Origin of the sequence: Massilibacteroides vaginae (genome assembly GCF_900178525.1) — a bacterium.
GTDB lineage: Bacteria > Bacteroidota > Bacteroidia > Bacteroidales > Tannerellaceae > Massilibacteroides > Massilibacteroides vaginae.
In genome coordinates, this window is record NZ_FXDJ01000009.1 from 850,918 (window position 1) to 872,773 (window position 21,856).

The 21,856-nt window shown below is 38.1% G+C and carries 15 protein-coding genes; 13 read left to right on the forward strand and 2 right to left on the reverse strand.

Going from position 1 to position 21,856, the window contains the following annotated elements:
• Positions 1 to 8 precede the first annotated feature (8 nt).
• The 11 genes from B9Y81_RS11970 (at position 9) to B9Y81_RS12020 (ending at position 12,980) form a co-directional block, all read left to right on the forward strand.
• Positions 9 to 1,952 (forward strand): fumarate reductase/succinate dehydrogenase flavoprotein subunit, encoded by a 1,944-nt coding sequence (locus tag B9Y81_RS11970; RefSeq protein ID WP_085537149.1) that lies wholly within the window; start codon positions 9 to 11, stop codon positions 1,950 to 1,952.
• 30 nt (positions 1,953 to 1,982) lie between these two features.
• Entirely contained in the window at positions 1,983 to 2,738 is a 756-nt protein-coding gene (locus B9Y81_RS11975; RefSeq protein WP_085537150.1) for a succinate dehydrogenase/fumarate reductase iron-sulfur subunit, read from the forward strand.
• A gap of 282 nt (positions 2,739 to 3,020) precedes the next feature.
• Positions 3,021 to 4,289 carry a nucleotide sugar dehydrogenase gene (locus tag B9Y81_RS11980; RefSeq protein WP_085537151.1) on the forward strand — a complete coding sequence of 423 codons (1,269 nt, stop codon included), beginning with the start codon at positions 3,021 to 3,023 and terminating at the stop codon, positions 4,287 to 4,289.
• A gap of 561 nt (positions 4,290 to 4,850) precedes the next feature.
• Positions 4,851 to 5,765: a hypothetical protein gene (locus tag B9Y81_RS11985; RefSeq protein WP_085537152.1), complete on the forward strand. Its 915-nt coding sequence runs from the start codon at positions 4,851 to 4,853 to the stop codon at positions 5,763 to 5,765.
• A complete protein-coding gene (locus B9Y81_RS11990) occupies positions 5,758 to 7,026 on the forward strand; it encodes a protoporphyrinogen/coproporphyrinogen oxidase (protein WP_085537153.1) in 1,269 nt (422 codons plus the stop codon). The genes B9Y81_RS11985 and B9Y81_RS11990 overlap by 8 nt, the downstream gene beginning before the upstream one ends.
• On the forward strand, positions 7,013 to 8,461 hold the full coding sequence (locus tag B9Y81_RS11995) for a lipopolysaccharide biosynthesis protein (RefSeq protein WP_085537154.1): 1,449 nt from the start codon (positions 7,013 to 7,015) through the stop codon (positions 8,459 to 8,461). Before B9Y81_RS11990 ends, B9Y81_RS11995 begins: the two co-directional genes overlap by 14 nt.
• Positions 8,455 to 9,342: an FkbM family methyltransferase gene (locus B9Y81_RS12000; RefSeq protein ID WP_085537155.1), complete on the forward strand. Its 888-nt coding sequence runs from the start codon at positions 8,455 to 8,457 to the stop codon at positions 9,340 to 9,342. Before B9Y81_RS11995 ends, B9Y81_RS12000 begins: the two co-directional genes overlap by 7 nt.
• A gap of 25 nt (positions 9,343 to 9,367) precedes the next feature.
• Positions 9,368 to 10,216 carry a glycosyltransferase gene (locus tag B9Y81_RS12005; RefSeq protein WP_085537156.1) on the forward strand — a complete coding sequence of 283 codons (849 nt, stop codon included), beginning with the start codon at positions 9,368 to 9,370 and terminating at the stop codon, positions 10,214 to 10,216.
• A 2-nt stretch (positions 10,217 to 10,218) separates the two neighbouring features.
• Entirely contained in the window at positions 10,219 to 11,142 is a 924-nt protein-coding gene (locus B9Y81_RS12010) for a glycosyltransferase family 2 protein (RefSeq protein ID WP_085537157.1), read from the forward strand.
• Positions 11,142 to 12,122, forward strand: coding sequence for a glycosyltransferase family 2 protein (locus B9Y81_RS12015; protein ID WP_085537158.1), 981 nt, complete (start codon positions 11,142 to 11,144; stop codon positions 12,120 to 12,122). Before B9Y81_RS12010 ends, B9Y81_RS12015 begins: the two co-directional genes overlap by 1 nt.
• Positions 12,123 to 12,167: 45 nt before the next feature.
• Entirely contained in the window at positions 12,168 to 12,980 is an 813-nt protein-coding gene (locus B9Y81_RS12020; protein ID WP_085537159.1) for a hypothetical protein, read from the forward strand.
• On the opposite strand, the gene B9Y81_RS12025 is transcribed toward B9Y81_RS12020, so the two are convergent.
• Positions 12,971 to 13,879: a glycosyltransferase gene (locus tag B9Y81_RS12025; protein WP_085537160.1), complete on the reverse strand. Its 909-nt coding sequence runs from the start codon at positions 13,877 to 13,879 to the stop codon at positions 12,971 to 12,973. The genes B9Y81_RS12020 and B9Y81_RS12025 overlap by 10 nt on opposite strands.
• 102 nt (positions 13,880 to 13,981) lie before the next feature.
• Between B9Y81_RS12025 and B9Y81_RS12030 the strand changes: the two genes are divergently transcribed.
• Positions 13,982 to 16,486 (forward strand): YfhO family protein, encoded by a 2,505-nt coding sequence (locus tag B9Y81_RS12030; RefSeq protein WP_085537161.1) that lies wholly within the window; start codon positions 13,982 to 13,984, stop codon positions 16,484 to 16,486.
• An 87-nt stretch (positions 16,487 to 16,573) separates the two neighbouring features.
• Here the strand turns inward: B9Y81_RS12030 and B9Y81_RS12035 are convergent, their stop codons facing one another.
• Positions 16,574 to 19,291: a S9 family peptidase gene (locus B9Y81_RS12035; protein ID WP_085537162.1), complete on the reverse strand. Its 2,718-nt coding sequence runs from the start codon at positions 19,289 to 19,291 to the stop codon at positions 16,574 to 16,576.
• Positions 19,292 to 19,542: 251 nt separating this feature from the next.
• Between B9Y81_RS12035 and B9Y81_RS12040 the strand changes: the two genes are divergently transcribed.
• Positions 19,543 to 21,804 carry an inorganic phosphate transporter gene (locus B9Y81_RS12040; protein WP_085537770.1) on the forward strand — a complete coding sequence of 754 codons (2,262 nt, stop codon included), beginning with the start codon at positions 19,543 to 19,545 and terminating at the stop codon, positions 21,802 to 21,804.
• Positions 21,805 to 21,856 lie beyond the last annotated feature (52 nt).

Sequence of the window (21,856 nt, forward strand, 5' to 3'; positions counted from 1 at the left end):
TTATTATTATGACTAAGATAGATTCAAAAATTCCCCAGGGGCCATTGGCTGATAAGTGGAAAAATTATAAAGATCATCAGAAATTAGTAAACCCGGCAAACAAACGTCGTTTGGATGTGATCGTGGTAGGAACCGGACTTGCCGGTGCTTCTGCCGCCGCTTCACTTGCTGAAATGGGTTTCAATGTACTGAACTTCTGTATTCAGGACTCTCCTCGTCGCGCGCACTCTATCGCAGCACAGGGAGGTATAAACGCTGCTAAGAATTATCAAAACGATGGTGACTCGGTTTACCGTCTTTTCTACGATACAATCAAAGGAGGTGACTACCGTGCTCGTGAAGCTAACGTATATCGCCTTGCTGAGGTTTCCAATTCAATTATTGACCAATGTGTTGCACAAGGCGTTCCTTTCGCTCGTGAATACGGAGGTTTGTTAGATAACCGTTCATTTGGTGGTGCTCAGGTATCACGTACGTTTTACGCCCGTGGTCAAACGGGACAGCAATTGTTGTTAGGTGCTTACTCTGCGCTTAGCCGCCAGATTGGCTTGGGTAAAGTGAAAATGTACACCCGTTATGAAATGCTTGACGTTGTAATCGTTGACGGTCGTGCGCGTGGTATCATTGCCCGCAATCTGATCACCGGCAAGGTAGAACGTTTCTCTGCTCATGCGGTAGTTGTCGGTACAGGTGGATATGCAAACACTTTCTTCCTGTCTACTAACGCTATGACGTCTAACGGTTCTGCCGCTTGGCAATGCTACAAGAAAGGAGCTTATTTCTCCAATCCTTGTATGTGTCAGATTCACCCGACTTGTATCCCTGTTCACGGAGAATTCCAGTCTAAACTAACGTTGATGTCTGAATCACTTCGTAATGACGGACGCATCTGGGTTCCTAAAAACAGTAAAGACGCTGAAGCGATCCGCACAGGAAAGCTGAAACCAACACAAATAAAAGAAGAAGATCGTGACTACTACTTGGAACGTCGTTATCCGGCATTCGGTAACCTTGTTCCTCGTGACGTGGCCTCTCGTGCGGCTAAAGAACGTTGCGATGCCGGTTATGGTGTAGGTAACACAGGTTTGGCTGTTTACCTTGACTTTGCTGATGCGATCAACCGTCTGGGAAAAGACGTTGTTGAACAGCGTTATGGTAACCTCTTCCAGATGTACGAAAAAATTGTAAATGACAATCCTTACGAAACCCCGATGATGATCTTCCCGGCATTGCATTACACCATGGGCGGACTTTGGGTGGATTATGAATTGATGACTAATGTACCCGGTTTGTTCGCTATCGGTGAGGCAAACTTCTCGGATCACGGAGCAAACCGCTTGGGTGCGTCAGCATTGATGCAAGGATTGGCCGATGGTTATTTTGTATTACCTTATACAATACAGAATTATCTGGCAGATCAGATTCAGGTTCCTCGTTTCAGTACGGATCTTCCTGAGTTTAAAGAAGCAGAAAAGAAAATCAACGACCGTGTAAGCCGATTGATGAACATCAAGGGTAAACGTTCTGTTGATAGCATCCATAAAGAGTTAGGCCACATCATGTGGGATTTTGTAGGTATGGGACGCGACGAAGCCGGATTAAAATCGGCTCTTGATAAACTGAAAGCACTTAAGAAAGAATTCTGGAGCAATGTTCGCATACCCGGAGCTGCTGAAGACCTGAACGTTGAGCTTGAAAAAGCATTGCGTTTGGCAGACTTCATCGAGTTGGGAGAACTGATCGCTCATGATGCGCTTGACCGTGAAGAGTCTTGCGGCGGACACTTCCGCCTTGAGCACCAGACAGAAGAAGGAGAAGCGCTTCGTCATGACGATAAGTTTGCTTATGTATCTTGCTGGCAATATCAGGGAGAGGATAAAGATCCTGCTATGCTGAAAGAGCCGCTTGATTATGAGTTTGTAGTACGTCAACAACGTAACTATAAGAACTAATAAAGTACCAACTCTAAAAAATTAACGACAATGGATAAAAATATAAATATCACACTGAAAGTCTGGCGTCAGAAAGGTCCGAGAGAAAAAGGTGCTTTCGAGACGTATAAATTGACAGACGTTTCTCAGGGAAGTTCATTTCTGGAAATGCTTGATGTTCTTAACGAGCAGTTGATCAACGAAGGTAAAGAGCCTGTTGTATTTGATCATGACTGCCGTGAAGGTATCTGCGGTATGTGTTCGCTTTATATCAACGGGCATCCTCACGGACCTGATACAAGCGTAACAACTTGTCAGCTTCACATGCGTCGCTTCAACGATGGCGAAACTATTACAATCGAACCTTGGCGTTCGGCAGGTTTCCCGGTGATCCGCGACTTGATGGTTGACCGTACGGCTTATGATAAGATCATTCAGGTGGGTGGATTCGTATCGGTAAACACCGGAGGTATTCCTGACGCTAACGCGATCCCTATTCCAAAGAAAGATGCCGATTTAGCAATGGATGCGGCTTCTTGTATTGGTTGTGGAGCCTGTGCGGCAGCTTGCAAGAATGGTTCGGCCATGTTGTTCGTGTCAGCTAAAGTAAGTCAGTTAGCTCTTCTTCCGCAAGGAAAAGTAGAAGCTGCACGTCGCGCCAAAGCAATGGTTGCGAAAATGGACGAACTTGGCTTTGGTAACTGTACAAACACACGTGCTTGTGAAATGGAATGTCCGAAAGATATTTCTGTAAGCAACATCGCTCGTTTGAACCGTGAATTTATCTGGGCGAAACTGAAAGACTAATTTCGTTTTCAGACCAAACATAAAAAAGAGGCGCTCCTGATTAGGAAGCGCCTTTTTTTGTTTATATACGCCATATTAGATATTATTAAAAGAAAGTCAACACTTATTAGCATTTTCGGTATTGCTAAAAATGAAAAGATATTTACTTTTGTGTAGTGGTTTTTTCATAATAGTATTAGATTTAAGGTTAACAAAGTTGTTTAGAGGTTGTCGTGAGACAGCCTCTAATTAGTTTTATACTTACCTTTGTGTTTCGAATCACAGAATTAAACACAACATCAGATGAATAATATAAAAATCGCGGTTATTGGACTCGGCTATGTAGGTTTGCCTTTGGCGGTTGCTTTCGCACGTAAATACAAAGTAGTTGGATTCGATATCAACGAAGAGCGCGTTTCTCAATTAAACAACGGCTCCGATCGTACCAAAGAGGTTGAACGCGACGAATTATCCGAAGCTTTGTCTTCAGGATTAACGATAAGCCACGATGTGGAGGCTATTTCCGATTCGAATTTTTATATTGTAACCGTACCTACCCCTGTAACTCATTTTAAAACGCCGGATCTTGTTCCCCTGCTCAATGCTTCTGCTTCAATCGGGAAAAGATTAAAGAAAGGCGATATTGTGGTTTACGAATCGACGGTATATCCCGGTTGTACCGAGGAAGACTGCGTACCCGTATTGGAACGTGAATCCGGGTTAACATACAATCAGGATTTTTTCTGCGGTTATTCGCCTGAGCGAATCAATCCGGGCGACAAAAAAAACAAGCTGACCAATATCGTTAAGGTTGTTTCCGGCTCAACACCCGAAGCAGCCCACACAATAGAGCAGGTATACCATTCGATAATTACCGCCGGAACGCACAAAACATCCAGCATTAAAGTAGCCGAAGCGTGCAAAGCCATAGAAAACGCTCAACGAGATGTGAATATTTCATTTGTAAACGAATTGGCCCTGATCTTTGACCGGATGAATATCGATACGAAAGAAGTGCTCGAAGCCGCGGCAACAAAATGGAACTTCCTGAAATTCACGCCCGGATTAGTTGGCGGGCATTGCATCGGCGTTGACCCCTACTATTTACTCTACAAGTCACAATGCCTGGGCTACAATCCGCAGGTAATCCTGTCCGGCCGAACCATAAACAATGAAATGGGACGCTTTGTAGCCTCAAAAACCGTAAAACTAATGATCAAGAACGGCATAAAAATAGTAGGCAGCAAAGTACTGATCTTGGGATTTACCTTCAAAGAAAATTGCCCCGACACCCGCAACACAAAAGTAGTCGATGTAATCGATGAACTGCAAGACTTTGGCGTAGAAGTAGACATCTACGATCCGCATGCCCTGCGCGACGAAGTAAAAGCCGAATACGGAATCACCCTCCTGCCCGAACAACCCGACCTGACCAAATACAACGGAATCATACTGACAGTCGCCCACAAAGAATTCCGGGAAATAGACTTCACCTTTGTTCAAAACCAATCAACAGTCCTGTTTGATGTAAAATCAATGATCGATCAAAAACTAACCCACGGCCGCCTCTGATTACATAATTCAGTTCCAAACCAACGCCCTGTTAATCGCTCTTTTCGATCAAAAGGATTAAGAACCTGTTGAAATTATCCGAAGAATAATATGCTGTTGTTCCGAAAAACACAAACAAGAACGAAATGCAGACTTCAGATCGTTTAACGATTATCCATATATTCCAAACGTCTGTCGAAGCGCTTAAATCTGTCTGTCGAAGCGCTTTGAAATGTTTGTCGAAGCGCCTGTAAACGTCTGCCGAAGCGCCTCAAACTTACGATTGAATAGATATTCAAAAAATAACGACGCTAAGTATTTTTATTTCAGACCAATACAATTAGAGAAACAAAGCCTGACAAAACGAAATCAGCAAATCCGATATATTCATACAGATATAACAACCCGCCAAGCCACTATAAAGCACTATAAAAACACAAAACATCCAATCCGTTTTTCCACTTGCCCTACTATTCTCCTGAAAAGGAAATAAAGTCCCCCCCGATTCGTTATATTTGTAATCTTTTTTGTCATTCCCACATGGGAGTGACGAGCCTTTGGTATAACTAATAAAAAAACAAAATGCATAACACTGTAGGTTTATTTATCATTTATAATCACAGATACGATAAGAATATTGAAAAGATTGAACAACTTTATAAAAAAAGCTTCTCACATATTTTTCACATTATGCCCTTTTATGATGGAGATAAGGAAAATGTATTGCCAGTCTATGCGTCATCCTATCAGTTTTCCAGTTATATTCCTCAAGCTATGGAGCAATTAAAGTTGAAAAACATTTCTTTTGATCATTATTTTTTTCTGGCAGATGATATGATTCTTAACCCCAAAGTTACAGAGAACACATATAAAGACTTGTTTAAGATCAGTTTGGAAGATTCTTTTATTAGTGAATTTGTAGAATTTACAAAATTCAACTTTTATACTTGGCATGGAAAAGAGGCGCTAACTTATAAAATTAAAGCGACTGGAGCTGAAATAGACTCTTTTATTCCCAACAAAGAAGAGGCATTGTTAAGATTCAAAAATTATGGGATTAATTTCAAAAATTGGAAATGGTATCATTTTATTCCTCCTATAAAAGTGGGAATTAGACCAATAATACGACTCACGTCTATTTGGGTTAATGCTTTTTTCAGGAAAGGTAATTTAAAGTTGAAATATCCCTTAGTAGGTGCATTTTCAGATATTGTTATAATATCCTCAAAACACATGAAAACGTTTAGTCAATATTGTGGAGCTTTTGCTGCAGATGGGCTTTTTGTAGAATATGCATTGCCAACATCATTACTTTTAACTACAAACCGTATTATTACATTAAAAAATCTGGAATTTGAAATGGGAGCTCTTTGGGGAAAAGAGATGATGCAACTGAACAAATACGATCAGAACCTGAATAATCTTTTGAATAATTTTCCTTCACAATATTTATTCGTACATCCGGTAAAACTCTCTAAATGGAATTACAATGGATAAGATAAATACAATTGCAATTATTGGAGCAGGTGTTTCCGGATTAGCAGCAGCACGTGTCTTAAATAATAAAAGACAAATACAAGTCTTTGAACGTGAAATAAAACCAGGAGGATTAATATCATGTACAAACGAAAAAGGAGTATTATTCCATCGGGTAGGTGGTCATGTCTTTAACTCAAAACTCCCCCATGTACTGGATTGGTTTTGGTCTATTTTTAATAAAGAGGATTTTATCGCCACGAAACGTAACGCTAAAATAGCGCTTGCATCTAACAAAATCATAGGATATCCGATAGAAAACTATCTATATGAACTGGAAGTAGAGGTGGCAGATAAGATAATAGAAGAACTCCTAAGTCTTATAGCTGAGGAAAAAGATATATCTGCACATAATTTTGAGAGTTTTTTCTTAAAAAGATTTGGAAAAACATTGTACGAATATTATTTCAAGCCGTACAATACTAAAATCTGGAAAACAGATTTAACACAAATCTCATTAGACTGGTTAACGGGGAAGTTACCCATGCCGACAATTTCAGATATTATTAAAATGAACATTTTACGGTTAGACGAGAGCAAAATGGTTCACAGTACATTTTTCTATCCCCGCCGTAACGGTTCCCAGTTTTTAGCAGACACATTAGCAGAAGGCTTGCCCATTCAGTACAACAAAAACATTGAAAGCTACCAACGGACAAACGGTAAATGGCAAATTGAAGGAAAGCAATACGATGCGGTCATCTATACTGGAGATATACGTGACTTGACCACAAGTCTACCAAATGAAGTTTTATCATCTGAACATAAAGAGATGGTGAAAACACTTCGTGCGAATGGAACAACTGTAGCTCTATGCGAAATTGATGCGAACGATTGTTCGTGGCTTTATTTTCCAGATAAGAAGATTTTGCCCCATCGCATAATATATACTGGTAATTTTAGTCCGGCTAATAATGGTGACAATAAAAGACTTACTTGCAGCATTGAAATTTCCGGACATTGTTCGATAACTGATTTTTATGAAGAACTAAAAAAGATGCCCGGTAATCCAGAACTTTTGGCTTACAATTATCATCCAGCTTCTTATGTAGTGCATACACATGAGACCAAAGGAATTATAAACCCTATAAAGCAAGCATTAGAGACACAAAAGTTTTATCTTTTGGGACGTATGGCAGAATGGGAATACTACAACATGGATACAGCTATAGATGCTGCAATGAATATTGAAAAGCGTTTTCAAGAAAATGGATACAGGTAACTTGAAAAGCAAAACAGCCAAAGGACTGTTTTGGGGTGGAATAAACAATGGTATTCAGCAAATTATCAATCTAACAATTGGAATCATTTTGGCACGTTTACTAAATGCTGATGATTATGGAATGATTGGTATGTTGGCAATTTTTATAGCAATATCCAGTACTATTGCTGATTGTGGGTTTACCAATGCATTAATTAACAAAAAAAACACTACTCACAAAGAATATAATGCTGTTTTTTGGTTTAATGGTTTTGTTGGAATATTATTATACTTACTCTTATATTTAACCGCACCTCTTATCTCTAAATTTTATGGTAACTCAGACTTAACAAACCTATCTCGTTTCATTTTTATATGCGTTTTTCTGGGAGGATTTAACCTTGTACATAATGCTATATTATTAAAGGAATTAAAGATAAAAGAAAAAGCATTGATAGATTCGATCTCATTAATAATAGCAGGAAGTGTTGGAGTGGCTACAGCTTTTGCCGGATTAGCTTATTGGGCCTTGGCACTTCAAACTGTTATTTTCTCTTTTTTATCAACAGTCTTACGATGGTATTTTATTAAATGGAGGCCGACTTTTCATTTTGATTTTACTCCAATAAGAGAAATGTTTTGGTTTAGTTCAAAAATATTTATCACAAATATTTTTCAATATTTCAGCTATAATCTATTTTCCGTAATTCTTGGACGATTTTACAATGAAAGACAAGTCGGTTTATATTCTCAAGGACAAAAATGGATGTCAATGGGGCAGACTTTTATTGGAGGTACCATACAAAACATTGCACAACCAGTCTTGGTTCAAGTAACAGAAGACAAAGTAAGACAAAAAAATGTTTTTAGGAAAATACTACGATTCGGAGCTTTTGTTTCATTTCCTTTAATGCTTGGGTTAGCTTTTGTAGGAAAAGAATTTATTGTTATTACCATTGGAGAAAAATGGATTGAGGCAGTCCCTTTTCTGCAATTATTCTGTATATGGGGAGCTTTCGCATATATTTGGACTCTATGTACAAATTTATTATTAGCCCATGGGAAATCAGATCAATACATGTATGGAATGATCATAACCAGCATTCTGCAGTTAATAATAGTTTTAGCTGTATTTAAATACGGTATATTTACAATGGTAATTTGCTATTTAAGTATCTATTTCATCACTTTGGGAGGATGGTTATATCTAATAAATAAATTAGTTGAAATTAAATGGGTTGAAATACTGAAAGACACTTTACCTTTTCTTCTGATTACTTTATTTGCTCTGTTTATCACTTGGATTTTAACAAAACATTTCAGTAATAACTACCTTCTATTTTTCTCTAAAGTTTGTTTGACTGCTTTAATTTATACTTTAATTATATGGAAAAGCAATGCAGTCGTTTTCAAAGAAAGTGTTAACTATTTCATGAATAAAAATAAAATATGCTAGCAGATTTATATCGAGCCTATATTCCTCTACATATACGAGAAAAAATTTACTCTTTCTGTTTAGGGAGTTTTTTAAGTTCTTACAGAAGATCAAAGGCTATACTCAAGGCAAATGTACAATACTATTTTTATTGGTTATTTTCTGAAACGGAACAAAACCAGATGTACAGATTTATTAGTAAATACGGTCTAACCCCATACCCTTGGTTGTTTACTCTGGAGTACGAAACACCTGCAAAATGTTTTCATGATAAACATAATGGGCTAACTTACATCATACATAATAACAGAAAATTATTTTTCCCTAAAGAATTATCGATTAGTCAGATTCAATATATCTACCGAAGTTTGGTTATAGAACAAGACATTCGTTCAGCTCACAGGTATTTAGCAAATGATTATTCTATGCTTCAAGATATGATCATTCTCGATATTGGTGGGGCAGAGGGGATTTTTTCATTAGATGCAATAGAATTTGCTCAACACATTTATTTATTTGAATGCGATCCAATGTGGACTGATGCTTTAAATGCAACATTTGCACCCTGGAAGCAGAAGTTTACTCTTGTGTCCAAATATATAACTAACAAAGAAAGTAATACAGAGACTACAATCGACTCATTTCTTTCCTCTTATAATTATTCAAATTTATTTTTTAAAATGGATATAGAAGGAGCAGAACTATCTGCCTTACATGGTGCGGAAATTACTCTGAAAAGACAAAATATCAAGATGTCAGTATGTACTTATCACACTCCCACAGATGCTGAAAAGATTGAATCATATCTTATATCCCTTGGATATAAAACATCCTTTACTGATGGATATTTATACATCAATTATCATTTTAACAAAGGTATTCTTAGAGCCTCCAAAGAATAAAATAAACTAGTTTCAAATCATAAAGATGAAAATTTTAGGCATTGTAATATTGTATTATCCCGACGCAGATATCATTTCTAATATATCCTCATATATAAATTCCTTAGACACATTAATCATTTGGAATAACACACCAGAGATTGATCGTAAAAAGGAAATATTTAAAGGCATAAAGAGTAAAACGCCTATAATATTCATGAATGAAGAAAATAATGTTGGAATAGGTAAAGCATTAAATAATTCGGCAAACTACGCTTTGGAGAATAATTTTACACATTTACTGACAATGGATCAAGATAGTTTTTTTAATGAATACACTTTTCATACATACTTAAAAAAAATCAAAGAGAATAAAGACACACATGTTGCTGCATATTGTGTAAATACAAATAGTACTGAAATATTAGATACCACTGAGGTTGTTGAGTTATTTATAACCTCTGGTACAATAATAATTACTGATTTTTTCAAAAAAATTGGAAATTTCAGAGATGACTTCTTTATCGATGCAATTGACACAGAATATAGTTTCCGAATTAGAAAAAACAAATACAAAATTTTACAATTTCGCGATGTTTTCATGCACCATAAATTAGGAAATCCTACTGTTACTCCATTCCTCTGGGGGAAATTAATTTCCCCAAATTATTCTGCTGTAAGAACCTATTACATCGTTCGCAATCACATTATTTTAAGACGGTTATATGATAAAGATTTTTCTTTTTCAAAAGGATCTTTTAAAACAATATTTTTTTGGAGACCGATTTGCATCCTTTTTGTAGAAAAAAACAAACTGCAAAAGGCATATTTTTTTTTACGTGGAATATATGATGGTATTCGATTAAAAACAGGTGCCATTAATCATATTATATAAATATGGATGTATCAATTATTTATGTAAATTATAAAACCTCACAGTTAATAATAGACAGTATCGATTCTGTTAAGGAAAAAACTCAAGAGGTAGATTACGAAATCATTGTCGTTGATAATAATTCAGAAGACGATTCGCATACAATCATTAAAAATAAACATCCTAAAGTTTTATTTCTCTCACTAAATGAAAATTTAGGCTTTGGAAGAGCTAACAACAAGGGGATTATGCATGCAAAGGGTAATTATATCTTTTTTTTAAATCCTGATACCTTACTTAGGAATAATGCGATCAAATATTTAAAAGATTTTCTGGAAAATAATAAAGACTATGGGGCTTGCGGTGGAAATTTGTATGATGAGAACAGCTTCCCTACGATGTCATTTGGTCGTAGATTCCCTTCGTATTTTGAGGAATTTGCATCAATTTTTTATTTAAAAATACCATCATTCACCTCCCCCAAATCTTATTTTTATAATTACTCGGATTGTATATTGGATGTTGCTTTTATAAGCGGAGCAGATCTTATGGTCAAAAAAACAGTGATAGATAAAGTAGGGGGTTTTTCTCGTGATTTTTTCATGACATATGAAGAGACCGAATTATGTTATAGAATTTTTAAAGGAGGATACAAAATAGGGGCTGTCCCCAATGCAAAGATAATGCATCTTGAAGGTAAATCAGAATACATAAATAAATCAAGATTATCTTTTTTTTATGAGGGAATGTTGACCTATTTTCACAAAAAGAATCCAACTATTGGCATTCCATTGATTTATTTAATTGTACAACTTAAAAATAATCTCAGATTACTACAATTCATAATTTTGAGAAATAAAAAGAAAATTGGTTATTGGAGATTAAAACAATTAACATGCAAACAAACATTTGCTTCATTTAAAAACAAAGAGAGATTTACAAAATAATGAAAGTTTCTATAATTATTCCAATTTATAATGTTGAGGCATATATTGATCGTTGTTTAACATCTGCTTTTAACCAATCCTATCCACATATAGAATTCGTTTGCATTGACGATGGGTCTAAGGATAATAGCGTTAAAATAGCAGAAAAAGCAATAAATAAAAGTGACAGAAAAAAAGATGTAATTTTCATAATAAATCCTATGAATAATGGTGTTGCCGCTACTAGAAACATCGGACTTCAACAAGCTACAGGTGATTATATTTTTTTTCTAGATAGCGATGACGAATTACCTTCAGATGCAATTGAATGTTTAATAAAAGCAAACAATTCAATTAATGCAGATATAATTATGGGAGATTTCTCTATGACAGGTGCCCATAAAAGAGATTTTAAAACGATACAGCTGCAAGATGGTTGTTATAGAAATGAGGAAATATTAGACACCTTCCTCCTTATGAAATGGTCTGACATGACCTGTAACAAAATGGTCAGATTAGATACAATTCGGAAAAACAATATATTTTTTGAAAACAACATTATACACGAAGACACGTTGTGGAGTTTTATTCTTGCTGTAGAATCTTCTTTAATGATTATTTGTAACCAAAGGACTTATATTTATCACATTCAAGATCAATCAATCACCCAAAAAAAAACAGATCATAATTTTAATAGTTTATTGATCGTTCTCAATAAAATTATTTCTATTACCATGGAGAAAAAAATATTTGAGAAAAATAATCACATAAACGATTATTTAATTGATTATTGTTTTTATTTTCTGAAGGAATCTTTTCGATACAGAGGAAACAATAGTCTATCTAAAGAGGTATTCAAAAATATTAGTGCGCAATTACATAATTTCAAATCAATAACAAAAAACACAAATTGGTCCTCTAAGATAAAGTTCATTCTGCTGAAACTACCATTTAATCTAAGTTTTTTTGTTTTTAAACTTTATTTATTTATAAAAAGATAGTAACATTATACATTAAGAATAGCAAGTCTCATAAAATCCAGTAAAATGAAAAATAATAGTATTAAAGATTATAAAATTTGCATTTGTACAAGATCTATCAACATTTCTTTATATAAGAAATCAATGTCCACCATTACACTCCCATATAAAAAATATCGTTTCTTATTTACTACAGCAGATGGTTATTTATATGACCTATTGAAACTAGACTACGACTATGTTGTTAATATTGACGAGGATGCCTTTGTTGTTGATAATGATGCTTTATTTAATCTTATATTATATTGTATTGATAATAATATCACAAATTGTGGAATGCCAGATGGAGGAATTCATCCAAGAGGTGGAAATCCAATTGTAACAAATCCTTTTTTTAACATTTTTGACATTAAAAAGATTAAAGCTCATTTTGATATTAAGAAAATCAATTCTCAAGACTTAAACCCTGAAGTTTTGAAAGATTATATCCCCCATTATTTAACAAATGAGAATTACACATTTAATGAATATGAACCTTTTGACAAGTATTTTGTTTGGCTTGCACTTAATTTCAAACCCTTATATCTTGATGTTCAGACACACAAGGATGGCTTTAGTACAATTCTTAAAAACCAAGAAGGAAAGCCTTTTTTAATTCATACTTGGTTTTCTCGAATGTACGGGAAAGATGCTTTCCACACAAACAGAATAAACAATATAATTAGCTTATGTATAAAAAGTGAGGCAGAGGAATACAAAACAAAATATCCTATATGGTGTTATAGAACTGTTGACTACGTGGGGATTCGTGTTTACTATCCTCTAATCAGAAAATTTAAACGAGTATTAGTTCTATGTGGACTAAAAGACTATTGCTGAACACCTAACAACCCTCTCGCAAGGTTCCAGCGAAAGCTGATCAATTTATTCCCTTTGTCTGGTTGAAATGTGAGAAGGTATCCAAACCATAAGAAAAGTGACACTCCCCATTTGAAGGCTTCTTCCAGCAATTTCTTATAATAGAATTGCTTTCCTATGTTCAACGTCCTTATTCTTTCGCTCTTCCCTATTGAGTAAGTCATTTTATCAAAAAAGGCTTCTGTTAATTTCTCTGCCGGAATATGATGGTATATTCTGGCTTTCGGCAGATAATAGCAACTCTCATTACCATTCATAAGTCGTAAAAAGAAGTCTTTATCTTCTGCTCCTAACAAAGAAGAACCTTTACGACCAAGATCAGTGTTAAATTCTCCATATTTGTCAAATAGTTCTTTTCTGAAACAGGCATGCCCGGTTCCGGGATAATCTTTTGGGGGAAGCTTTTTAACTTGATTGCCCTTATCGTATGCTCCGGTAATAGCTCTTGAAATATACTTAGAAAGCCATTTGGGAGGTGTAGTTTCGAAAACAGGAACAACAGGTCCGGATGTAATTCCCACTTCATGGTGTGTTTCAAAGAAGATTTTTATATTTTCCAGAAAGTCCGGATCCACCGTCTCGTCATCATCCAAGAAAACAATGATCTCACCATTTGCTTCATTAACTCCTCTATTTCGGGCATAAGAAATCCCCTGATTATATTCAATTAGATAACGGATCGGCAATAAGCTGTTTTTTTGATATTCGTTTACTATTTCATCGGTATTATCAGGACTGTTATTGTTTATTATCAATATCTCAAAATCAACAGACGGTAATGTTTGTTCTTGCAGGCTGTTTAGAACCATAGGGATGTATTTCCCTCTATTATAAGTACAGATCACTATAGATAAATACATACGTCTTCGAAATGAATAAGTTAATATAGAACAAAGATAGAGATTATATTCTTGATAGATTTGATATATTTGCAATTGCGTTAGAAACCTAAAAGAAAATTCATGAAGCTAAATTGGAAAGAAATAAGTTGGCATGCGTTTGTTGTAGTTTTGTTTACAGCATTAACTATGTTATATTTCTCGCCTGTTGTATTTGACGGTAAGTCTGTTCGACAGGGAGATACGGAAAAATTCGTTGGAATGGCACAAGAGCTCCTTAGTTATGACAATGAGCAGAACAAGGATATTATTGCCTGGCAAGGAAATATGTTTTCCGGAATGCCCTCTTATCACACTACCGTTATAGGTGCTCCGTCTAATAATTTATCTTTTTTCGGGAAAGTAATGTCCTTTTTGGATTATAATTGCGTCCGTATGGTTTTTATAGGGCTTTTGAGTTTTTATATTCTTATGTACGCAATAGGTGTGCGAAAATGGCTTGCGATTGCCGGTGCTATCGCTTTTGCTTTTGCCTCTTACAATCTCATTATTATTGAAGCCGGACATATCACTAAAGCATATGTAATAGCCTATATGCCATTAACTTTGGCCGGTATGTTTTTGTTGTTCAAAAGAAATTATCTTTGGGGAATTCCTCTCTTTACCATTGGGGTAGCCATGTCTGTATATGAAAATCACTTGCAGATTACTTACTATCTGATGTTGTTTTCCTTGTTTGTTTTTCTTGGTTTTGTTTATCAATCATTCAAAGAAAAGAAACTTGTTGAGTTTTTCAAAACTTCTTTGATTATGGTTGGATGTGTAGTGTTTGCGATATTACCGAATGCCGGAAACATGTATGGTAACCTTGAAATGAGTAAAACTTCTACCCGTGGTGCCACCGAACTTACTACTACGACTGCTGATGGGGAGAAGATTTCTTCGGGATTGGATAAGGATTATGCTTTTCAGTGGAGTTATCAGAAACGGGAATTGTTGACTTTGTTGATTCCTAATGCGTTTGGTGGTGGGTCTGTTGGTACTTTAGGGCAGGATTCGGAGCTTTATAAAGCGGCAAGGGCTCAGGGGGCTCAGCTTGGGAAAGAGATACAAACCTATACGTACTGGGGGGATAAGTTTACTTCCGGACCGGTTTATTTTGGTGCTTTGGTTTGTTTTCTGTTCGTGTTTGGGATGTTTGTTATCCGGAGTCCTTATAAGTGGTGGTTGTTTGGGGGTGCTTTATTCCTGACGTTTCTCGCTTTGGGGCGTTATATGGATTGGTTTAATGATATTATGTTTCACTACCTGCCTTTGTATAATAAGTTCCGTACTGTTGAGATGGCGTTGGTTATCCCCGGTATGGTATTCCCGATTGTAGGGATTTGGGGATTGAAGGAATTCTTAGCCGGAGACGTGGACAAGGAGCTGTTTAAGCGCGGCATGATCGGGGCGTTGGCTATTACGGGAGGTCTTTGTCTGATTGTTTGGGTAATGCCGAACCTTCTGCTTGATTTCAGGTCTGAGCTTGATGCCAGAAATCAATTTCCGGATTGGTATTATCATGCGTTATTGACCGACAGGGCTTCTCTTGCTTCTGCTGACGCATTGCGCTCGTTGATTTTTATTGTATTAGGAGCGGGTTTAATGTTTTTCTACTGGAAAAATCAGCATAAGAAAACGATGGGAATGATTGTTTCCGCCGGAATTGCAGTCTTGATCTTGGCAGACTTGTGGACTGTAGATAAGCGTTTCCTGAATGAGGGTGATTTTATTAAAGAAAAGCCTCACGAAACGTATAAGGCCTCGGTGGCGGATAATGAGATATTGAAAGATACGGATCTTTCTTACCGTGTAGTCAACCTGAACGATCCGTTTCAGGAAACGAACACGTCTTATTTCCATAAGTCTATTGGTGGCTATCATGCCGCAAAACTCAGGCGTTATCAGGAGTTGATCGATCATCGACTTAGCGGCGAGTTAAATGGAATCATTGCAGCACTGCAAAAGGCGCAAACGGTGGAGGAAGTTATGGAAGTGTTTGCCTCTTCTCCTTCGTTAAACATGCTTAACACCCGGTATATTGTTTATCATCCGGAGCAAACGCCAATCCGCAATCCTTTCGCGTATGGAAATGCCTGGTTTGTATCTGAAGTAAAAATGGTAGAAAACGCAGACGCCGAAATTGCCGCGTTGAATGAAATAAGTCCATTGAGAACCGCTGTTGTGGATCAGCGTTTCGCTGCTGATTTAGCCGGCTTCGTTCCTGTGGTTGATTCTACAGCAACAATAACAATGACTGCCTACAGACCGAATCGGCTGACTTATGTTACTGAAACAACCTCAGATCAGTTAGCTGTATTTTCCGAAATCTATTACGAGCCGGGATGGAGAGTTACGGTTGATGGACAACCTGCTTCGCATTTCAGGGCAGACTGGACGCTGCGTGCTATGCTTGTTCCGGCAGGAAAACATGAAATCGTATTTGAGTTCTACCCCGAAACCTATGTTTTGGCGGCTAATGTAAGCGCATATAGTTCATTCCTTATTCTCTTGCTGTTTATCGCTGCCGTGGGTTATTCGATTTGGCAATATTACAGAAAGCCGAAAGCAACGGACAAAGAGTAAAAGGTTTTATCCTATTGATAAAAAAGTTATCCGGTAAAGATCAGCACAACTGATTTTTACCGGATAACTTTTTTTATAGGGGCAGGATCAATAGCCCAGGTCGAATGGTTGATCTACGGCTTTTACTCCTTCACTCATCCACTGCGGCATGGGCTTTCCTTTTAGATAGTGATCGAAGAACTGCAGCATGCGTTTCTGGAAGTCTATACGGTTAGCCATTTTCGTAGGCCAATGCGGTTCGCCCGTGTAATTGAGTAGCCAAACCGGTTTTTGCAAGCGTTTTAACGCAACAAAATACTCGATGCCTTGATACCAGGGCACATGTCCGTCCGCATCATTATGCATAATGAGTATGGGCGTATTTACCTTATCCATGGTGAACAAGGGTGAGTTTTCATGATAACGCAGCGGAGCTTCCCAAGGGGTTGCACCGATACGACTTTGACCGTGTTCGTATTGAAATGAGCGGTTTAAGCCCGATCCCCAACGGATTCCGCCGTACGCGCTGAACATATTGACTACCGGCGCTCCGCTTTCGATTGCCGCAAACAAGTTTGTGCGCGTTGCCAGATAAGCCACCTGATATCCTCCCCAGCTATGTCCCTGAGCGGCAATTGCCTTTTCATCTATAAATCCTTTGTCAATCAACGACTGAATGCCGGGCATAACGCTATTGAAGCAATTTTCACCGGGATATCCATCGGTATAGCGAACATCCGGATTAAAGATGATGTAACCATTGCTGTTATATAGGTGGTAATCAACTGTAGACCGGTGAGGCTGTGGCATCCGGTAAGCGTAAAGCGACTCCGAATTGCGTTCATAGAAATTTACAATCAGCGGATATTTCTTGTTCGGATCAAAATCCGCTGGTTTGTAAACAACTCCTTCCAGTTTATTCCCATCGAGAGAAGTCCATGAGATTAATTCAGCCGTTCCCCAACGTATATTTTCTTGTTGTTTACCCAAGTGGGTAAGTTGAATGGATTTAGAGAAACTCAGGTCGGAATAACGGGTTTCGGGAAACTGAGTAAAGGATTCGGTAGAATAGATAACCGCATTGGCGTTTTTGGCTTTCGCTATAAATGAAGCTTTGAAGTTACCGTTCAACACCATTTTCGGATTTGCCGCTTTGTTTAACGTAGCAGAATAGAATCCGGTAGTTTTCGTTGCCTCATTAAATCCGGTCAGCAGTTGCATTTCGTTCAGATCAATGTATTTCTTCTCCTTGTCGATTGTCTGTATCCGATATATCGTGTTTGTTTCCTTGCCGTTGATCGTTAGGTTGACCGGCTTTTCGGATGCCGTGGGGTTGAACTTCCAGATATTGTTTCTATCATACAACAAAAGGAATTGATCCTCTTTAGTCCAACCTGCCGCGCCATAAGCGGTAGGATAATCGGGAACATCATGGTCTGTGTCCCACGCCGGGAAAGTATCGGGCGATGTGAGTTTATAAATCTTATTCTCTTTTAACAGGCAGGTAAACCAGGCACTATCCGCATTGCTGTACCAAAAAGCATATTTACCGGCCGGAGATAACCTGATCCGGTTCTCATTCGCTTTGGTTAAGGTAGTTACTTCCCCACTTTGCAGGTTAACGGTGTATACATCCTGTTTGTTTTTCCCCCTCCACATCCGTTCTGTTCCATAAGGCTCGTTAGCGAATAATAAGGCAATAGCTCCGGATTCCGGTAGCTGTAGGTTCGGAAGCTCCAGTGTATTGAGCTGATGAATACTTTCTGCCGGTAAATAATAGGCCGCCGTATACGTTTTTTGTGCGTCTTGTTTGCGATCCACCAATTGCTGCGTTTGTTGCACCGCTTCATTCCAGTTCCAGATTTGCACATCCGGTCTGTTTTCCGCTAAAACAGTGGTGTCGCGCTCGCGAAGTTTGGGAGATGTCGGGAAGAAGAGGTAATTACCGTCTTCCGAGAAACGGATATCTCCATGATGGCTGATTATCCAGTCTGAAGGAATGTTTGTATTCCCTGCTTCCGCGATAAGCTGTGCTTTTTCCGGAATTGCAGACAGGAATAAAGCATACTCGTTTTTCGCTTCCGTAGAATCTTTTTCCGCTTTATCGGTATAAAGAAAGGCTAATTTATCGCCTGCTTTATTGAATTTCACATTCCCGAACTTACCTTTTCCTTCCTTCAGCAATGTTTGCTGTCTGTTCGTTGTTTGATAAACATAAATTCCGGCTTTCTTATCAATTGAATCTCCTGCTGATATATAATACATGAAGTTGCCCTCTTTCGCGAATCCGAAATCAGAAACTCCGGGGATTGTATCTGTCGCTTTGCCGTCTAAAGACCGGATGTAAAGGGTGGAATCTTTTCTGTTGCCCTGTTTGTAAGCCAACCGGTCGGTGGTATAAGCCAATTTGTATGTACTGATTGAATCCAAGGTTTCCTGTTGTCCGGAAACGGAACACAAGATCAGTTTATTCATCGGCATTTGATCGCGTTTTGTTTTCTGCAGCTTCAGTTTTTCCATCTCCACTAAAGGTGTTTTTTTCTCCACCACCAGATAACCGGACGATGACGCGAAAGCAAAATTTCCGCCCGACGAAACACGAGCAACCTCCTTACCTGTTTTAGTAAATAGCAAAACAGTTGCATCGCCTTTCCAAGGCTCGTGTTTCACGGCAATAAAATTGCCGTCGTCAGATAAATTCTGTTTTGTGATATGTTGCCAGTCGGCTAACTGCTCTGCCGTAAGTGCCTGATCCGGCTCTTGCGCGAAAGAAAAAAAGCTACTGAATAGAAAGCAAGAAACCACTACCTTAATCTTAAAACTCATAGTCGGAAAAAATCTTAAATGTTTGTATTTGTTTACAATAATACGCTTTTGGATCGGAATAGCACGAATTGTTTGATAGATTTCTTAAAGGGGAGCTGTTGTATGGACAGATCGGATAGTTTTTTAGTTAAAATACAATTTATTGATTGTCAGAACTAAACAATCAATGTAACACGATTGTAATATTTATGAAACGCGACCGAAACAATCGTTTCAGAAATTTGCCACCGATATTGTATAATTATTATTTGATGGAGACTATATACCTGGTATTTTTAATATGCCTCTTTATTTTAGCGATATTCGACCTATCTGTGGGTGTAACCAATGACGCTACCAACTTTTTAAACTCTGCTTTAGGTGCAAGAGCAGCATCCTTCAGAACCGTGATGATCATCTCTGCTTTGGGTATTTTGATCGGAACAACTTTATCAAACGGGATGATGGATATCGCAAGGCATGGCATATACCAGCCCCAGCATTTTTATTTTACCGAGATCATGTGCATCCTGCTTGCCGTAATGCTTACGGATATGGTTTTGCTGGATATCTTTAACTCCTTAGGATTGCCAACTTCCACAACAGTGTCTCTTGTTTTTGAATTATTGGGAGCCACCGTAGCCGTCGCGCTGATCAAAATATCGAATTCTAACGGTCTGTTAAACTTAGGAGACCTGCTGAATACGGAAAGAGCCTTTACAATGATTCTCGCGATATTCCTTTCCGTCGCGATTGCTTTTATCTGCGGAATGATTGTTCAATTCTTTACCCGTATACTATTCACGTTCAATTATAAGAAACAAAGCAAATACTTCGTTGCCGTTTTTGGAGGAGCAGCTGCCACTTCAATCGTGTATTTTATGCTTATTAAAGGATTAAAGGACGTTACCTTTATGACTTCCGATGTAAAAGCGATGATCTATGAGAATACGGATAAGATCGTGATATATTGCTTTATCGGATTTTCCATTCTTATGCAGGTATTGCATTGGTTTAAGATCAATGTATTTAAGATAATTGTATTGCTGGGAACATTTGCGTTGGCACTTGCTTTCGCGGGTAATGACCTGGTCAACTTTATTGGCGTTCCCATGGTTGCCTATTCTTCGTACGTCGATCTGATTGCGCAGGGAGGAGCCGTGTCGCCGAACTCATTCCTTATGGAATCGTTAACGGAATCAGCACAAACGCCTTGGTATTTCTTGTTTGGCGCCGGCGTAATCATGATAATCGCCTTAATGACTTCCAAGAAAGCGCATACAGTTGTTAAAACCTCCTTGGACCTGTCTCGTCAAAAAGAAGGAGCCGAAAATTTCGGTTCATCCCCGATCGCGCGTACTTTAGTGCGTAAAACAGCCAATATGTTTTCCTCCGTTATTAATACAATCCCACCCTCTGTAAGAGAATGGATAGACACCCGTTTTGTAAGCATTGAAATGCCCGAAGAAGAGCAAAATGTGAGCTTTGATATGGTAAGAGCTTCAGTAAATGTAGTGTTGGCCAGCTTATTGATCGCTTTAGGAACATCGTTTAAATTACCGCTCTCTACATCCTACGTTTCCTTTATGGTGGCGATGGGTACTTCTTTGGCCGATAGAGCCTGGGGGCGTGAAAGCGCGGTATATCGTATCACCGGAGTAGTTTCGGTTGTTGCCGGTTGGTTTATTACGGCAGGGGCTGCCTTCCTTTTCTGTTTTGTGGTTGCGTTGATTATTTATCTTGGAGGTTTCGCGGCGATGATCGGCATGGTGGGACTCGCTATATACATCTTAGTGCACAGTCACCTGATGTATAAGAAAAGACAACGTAAAGCCGCCTTGCAGGAAGAAGTGAACTCTACGGTAGCTGCTTTGCAAACCGTAACCGATAAAAATGAAGCCTTGTCTTTATTCCGCGAATTGAGTCGTGATGAACTGAACTCGACGTTGCTTTTTGCAAAAGACACCCTGCATAAAGTAGCCTATGGTTTTATGAACGAAAACCTGAAAGACCTCCGGCAGGCATTGCTTGATATAGAGGAAAAGAAGATCCATATTAAACAGGTTAAGCGCGTGGGAACATTAGGTGTCAGCCAGCTTGACCGTGAAATTGCCATCGAAAAAGGACTTTATTACTATCAGGGCAACGACTTCTCGAGTGAACTCATCTACAGCATCCGTCGTATGACAGAGCCTTGCCGTGATCATATCGACAATCACTTTAATCCGCTTAGCGAAATACAGAAAGCGCATTATGGCGCGGCTGTAGACCGGATTTGTGCTTATTTGCAGAAGTGTGCCGACCGATTAAAGGAGAACGACTATTCGTCCTTTAAAGAGCTTGTGTTGGAATCTTCCGCCTTGTCGAAAGACCTGGTTATTCTGAACAAAGAAGAATTACGTCGCCTGCAAGGTCAAACCGGCAGCACGAAGGTGAGCATGGTTTACCTCAACATGATACAGGAAACTAAAAATGTAGTTGTCTTCTCTACCAACCTCATGAAAGTGAGCCGTAAGTTCCAGGTGGAACGCTGAAAATGTTAAAAGATTTATTCTTAAGGATTTATTTCATGGAATTTCTATTTTT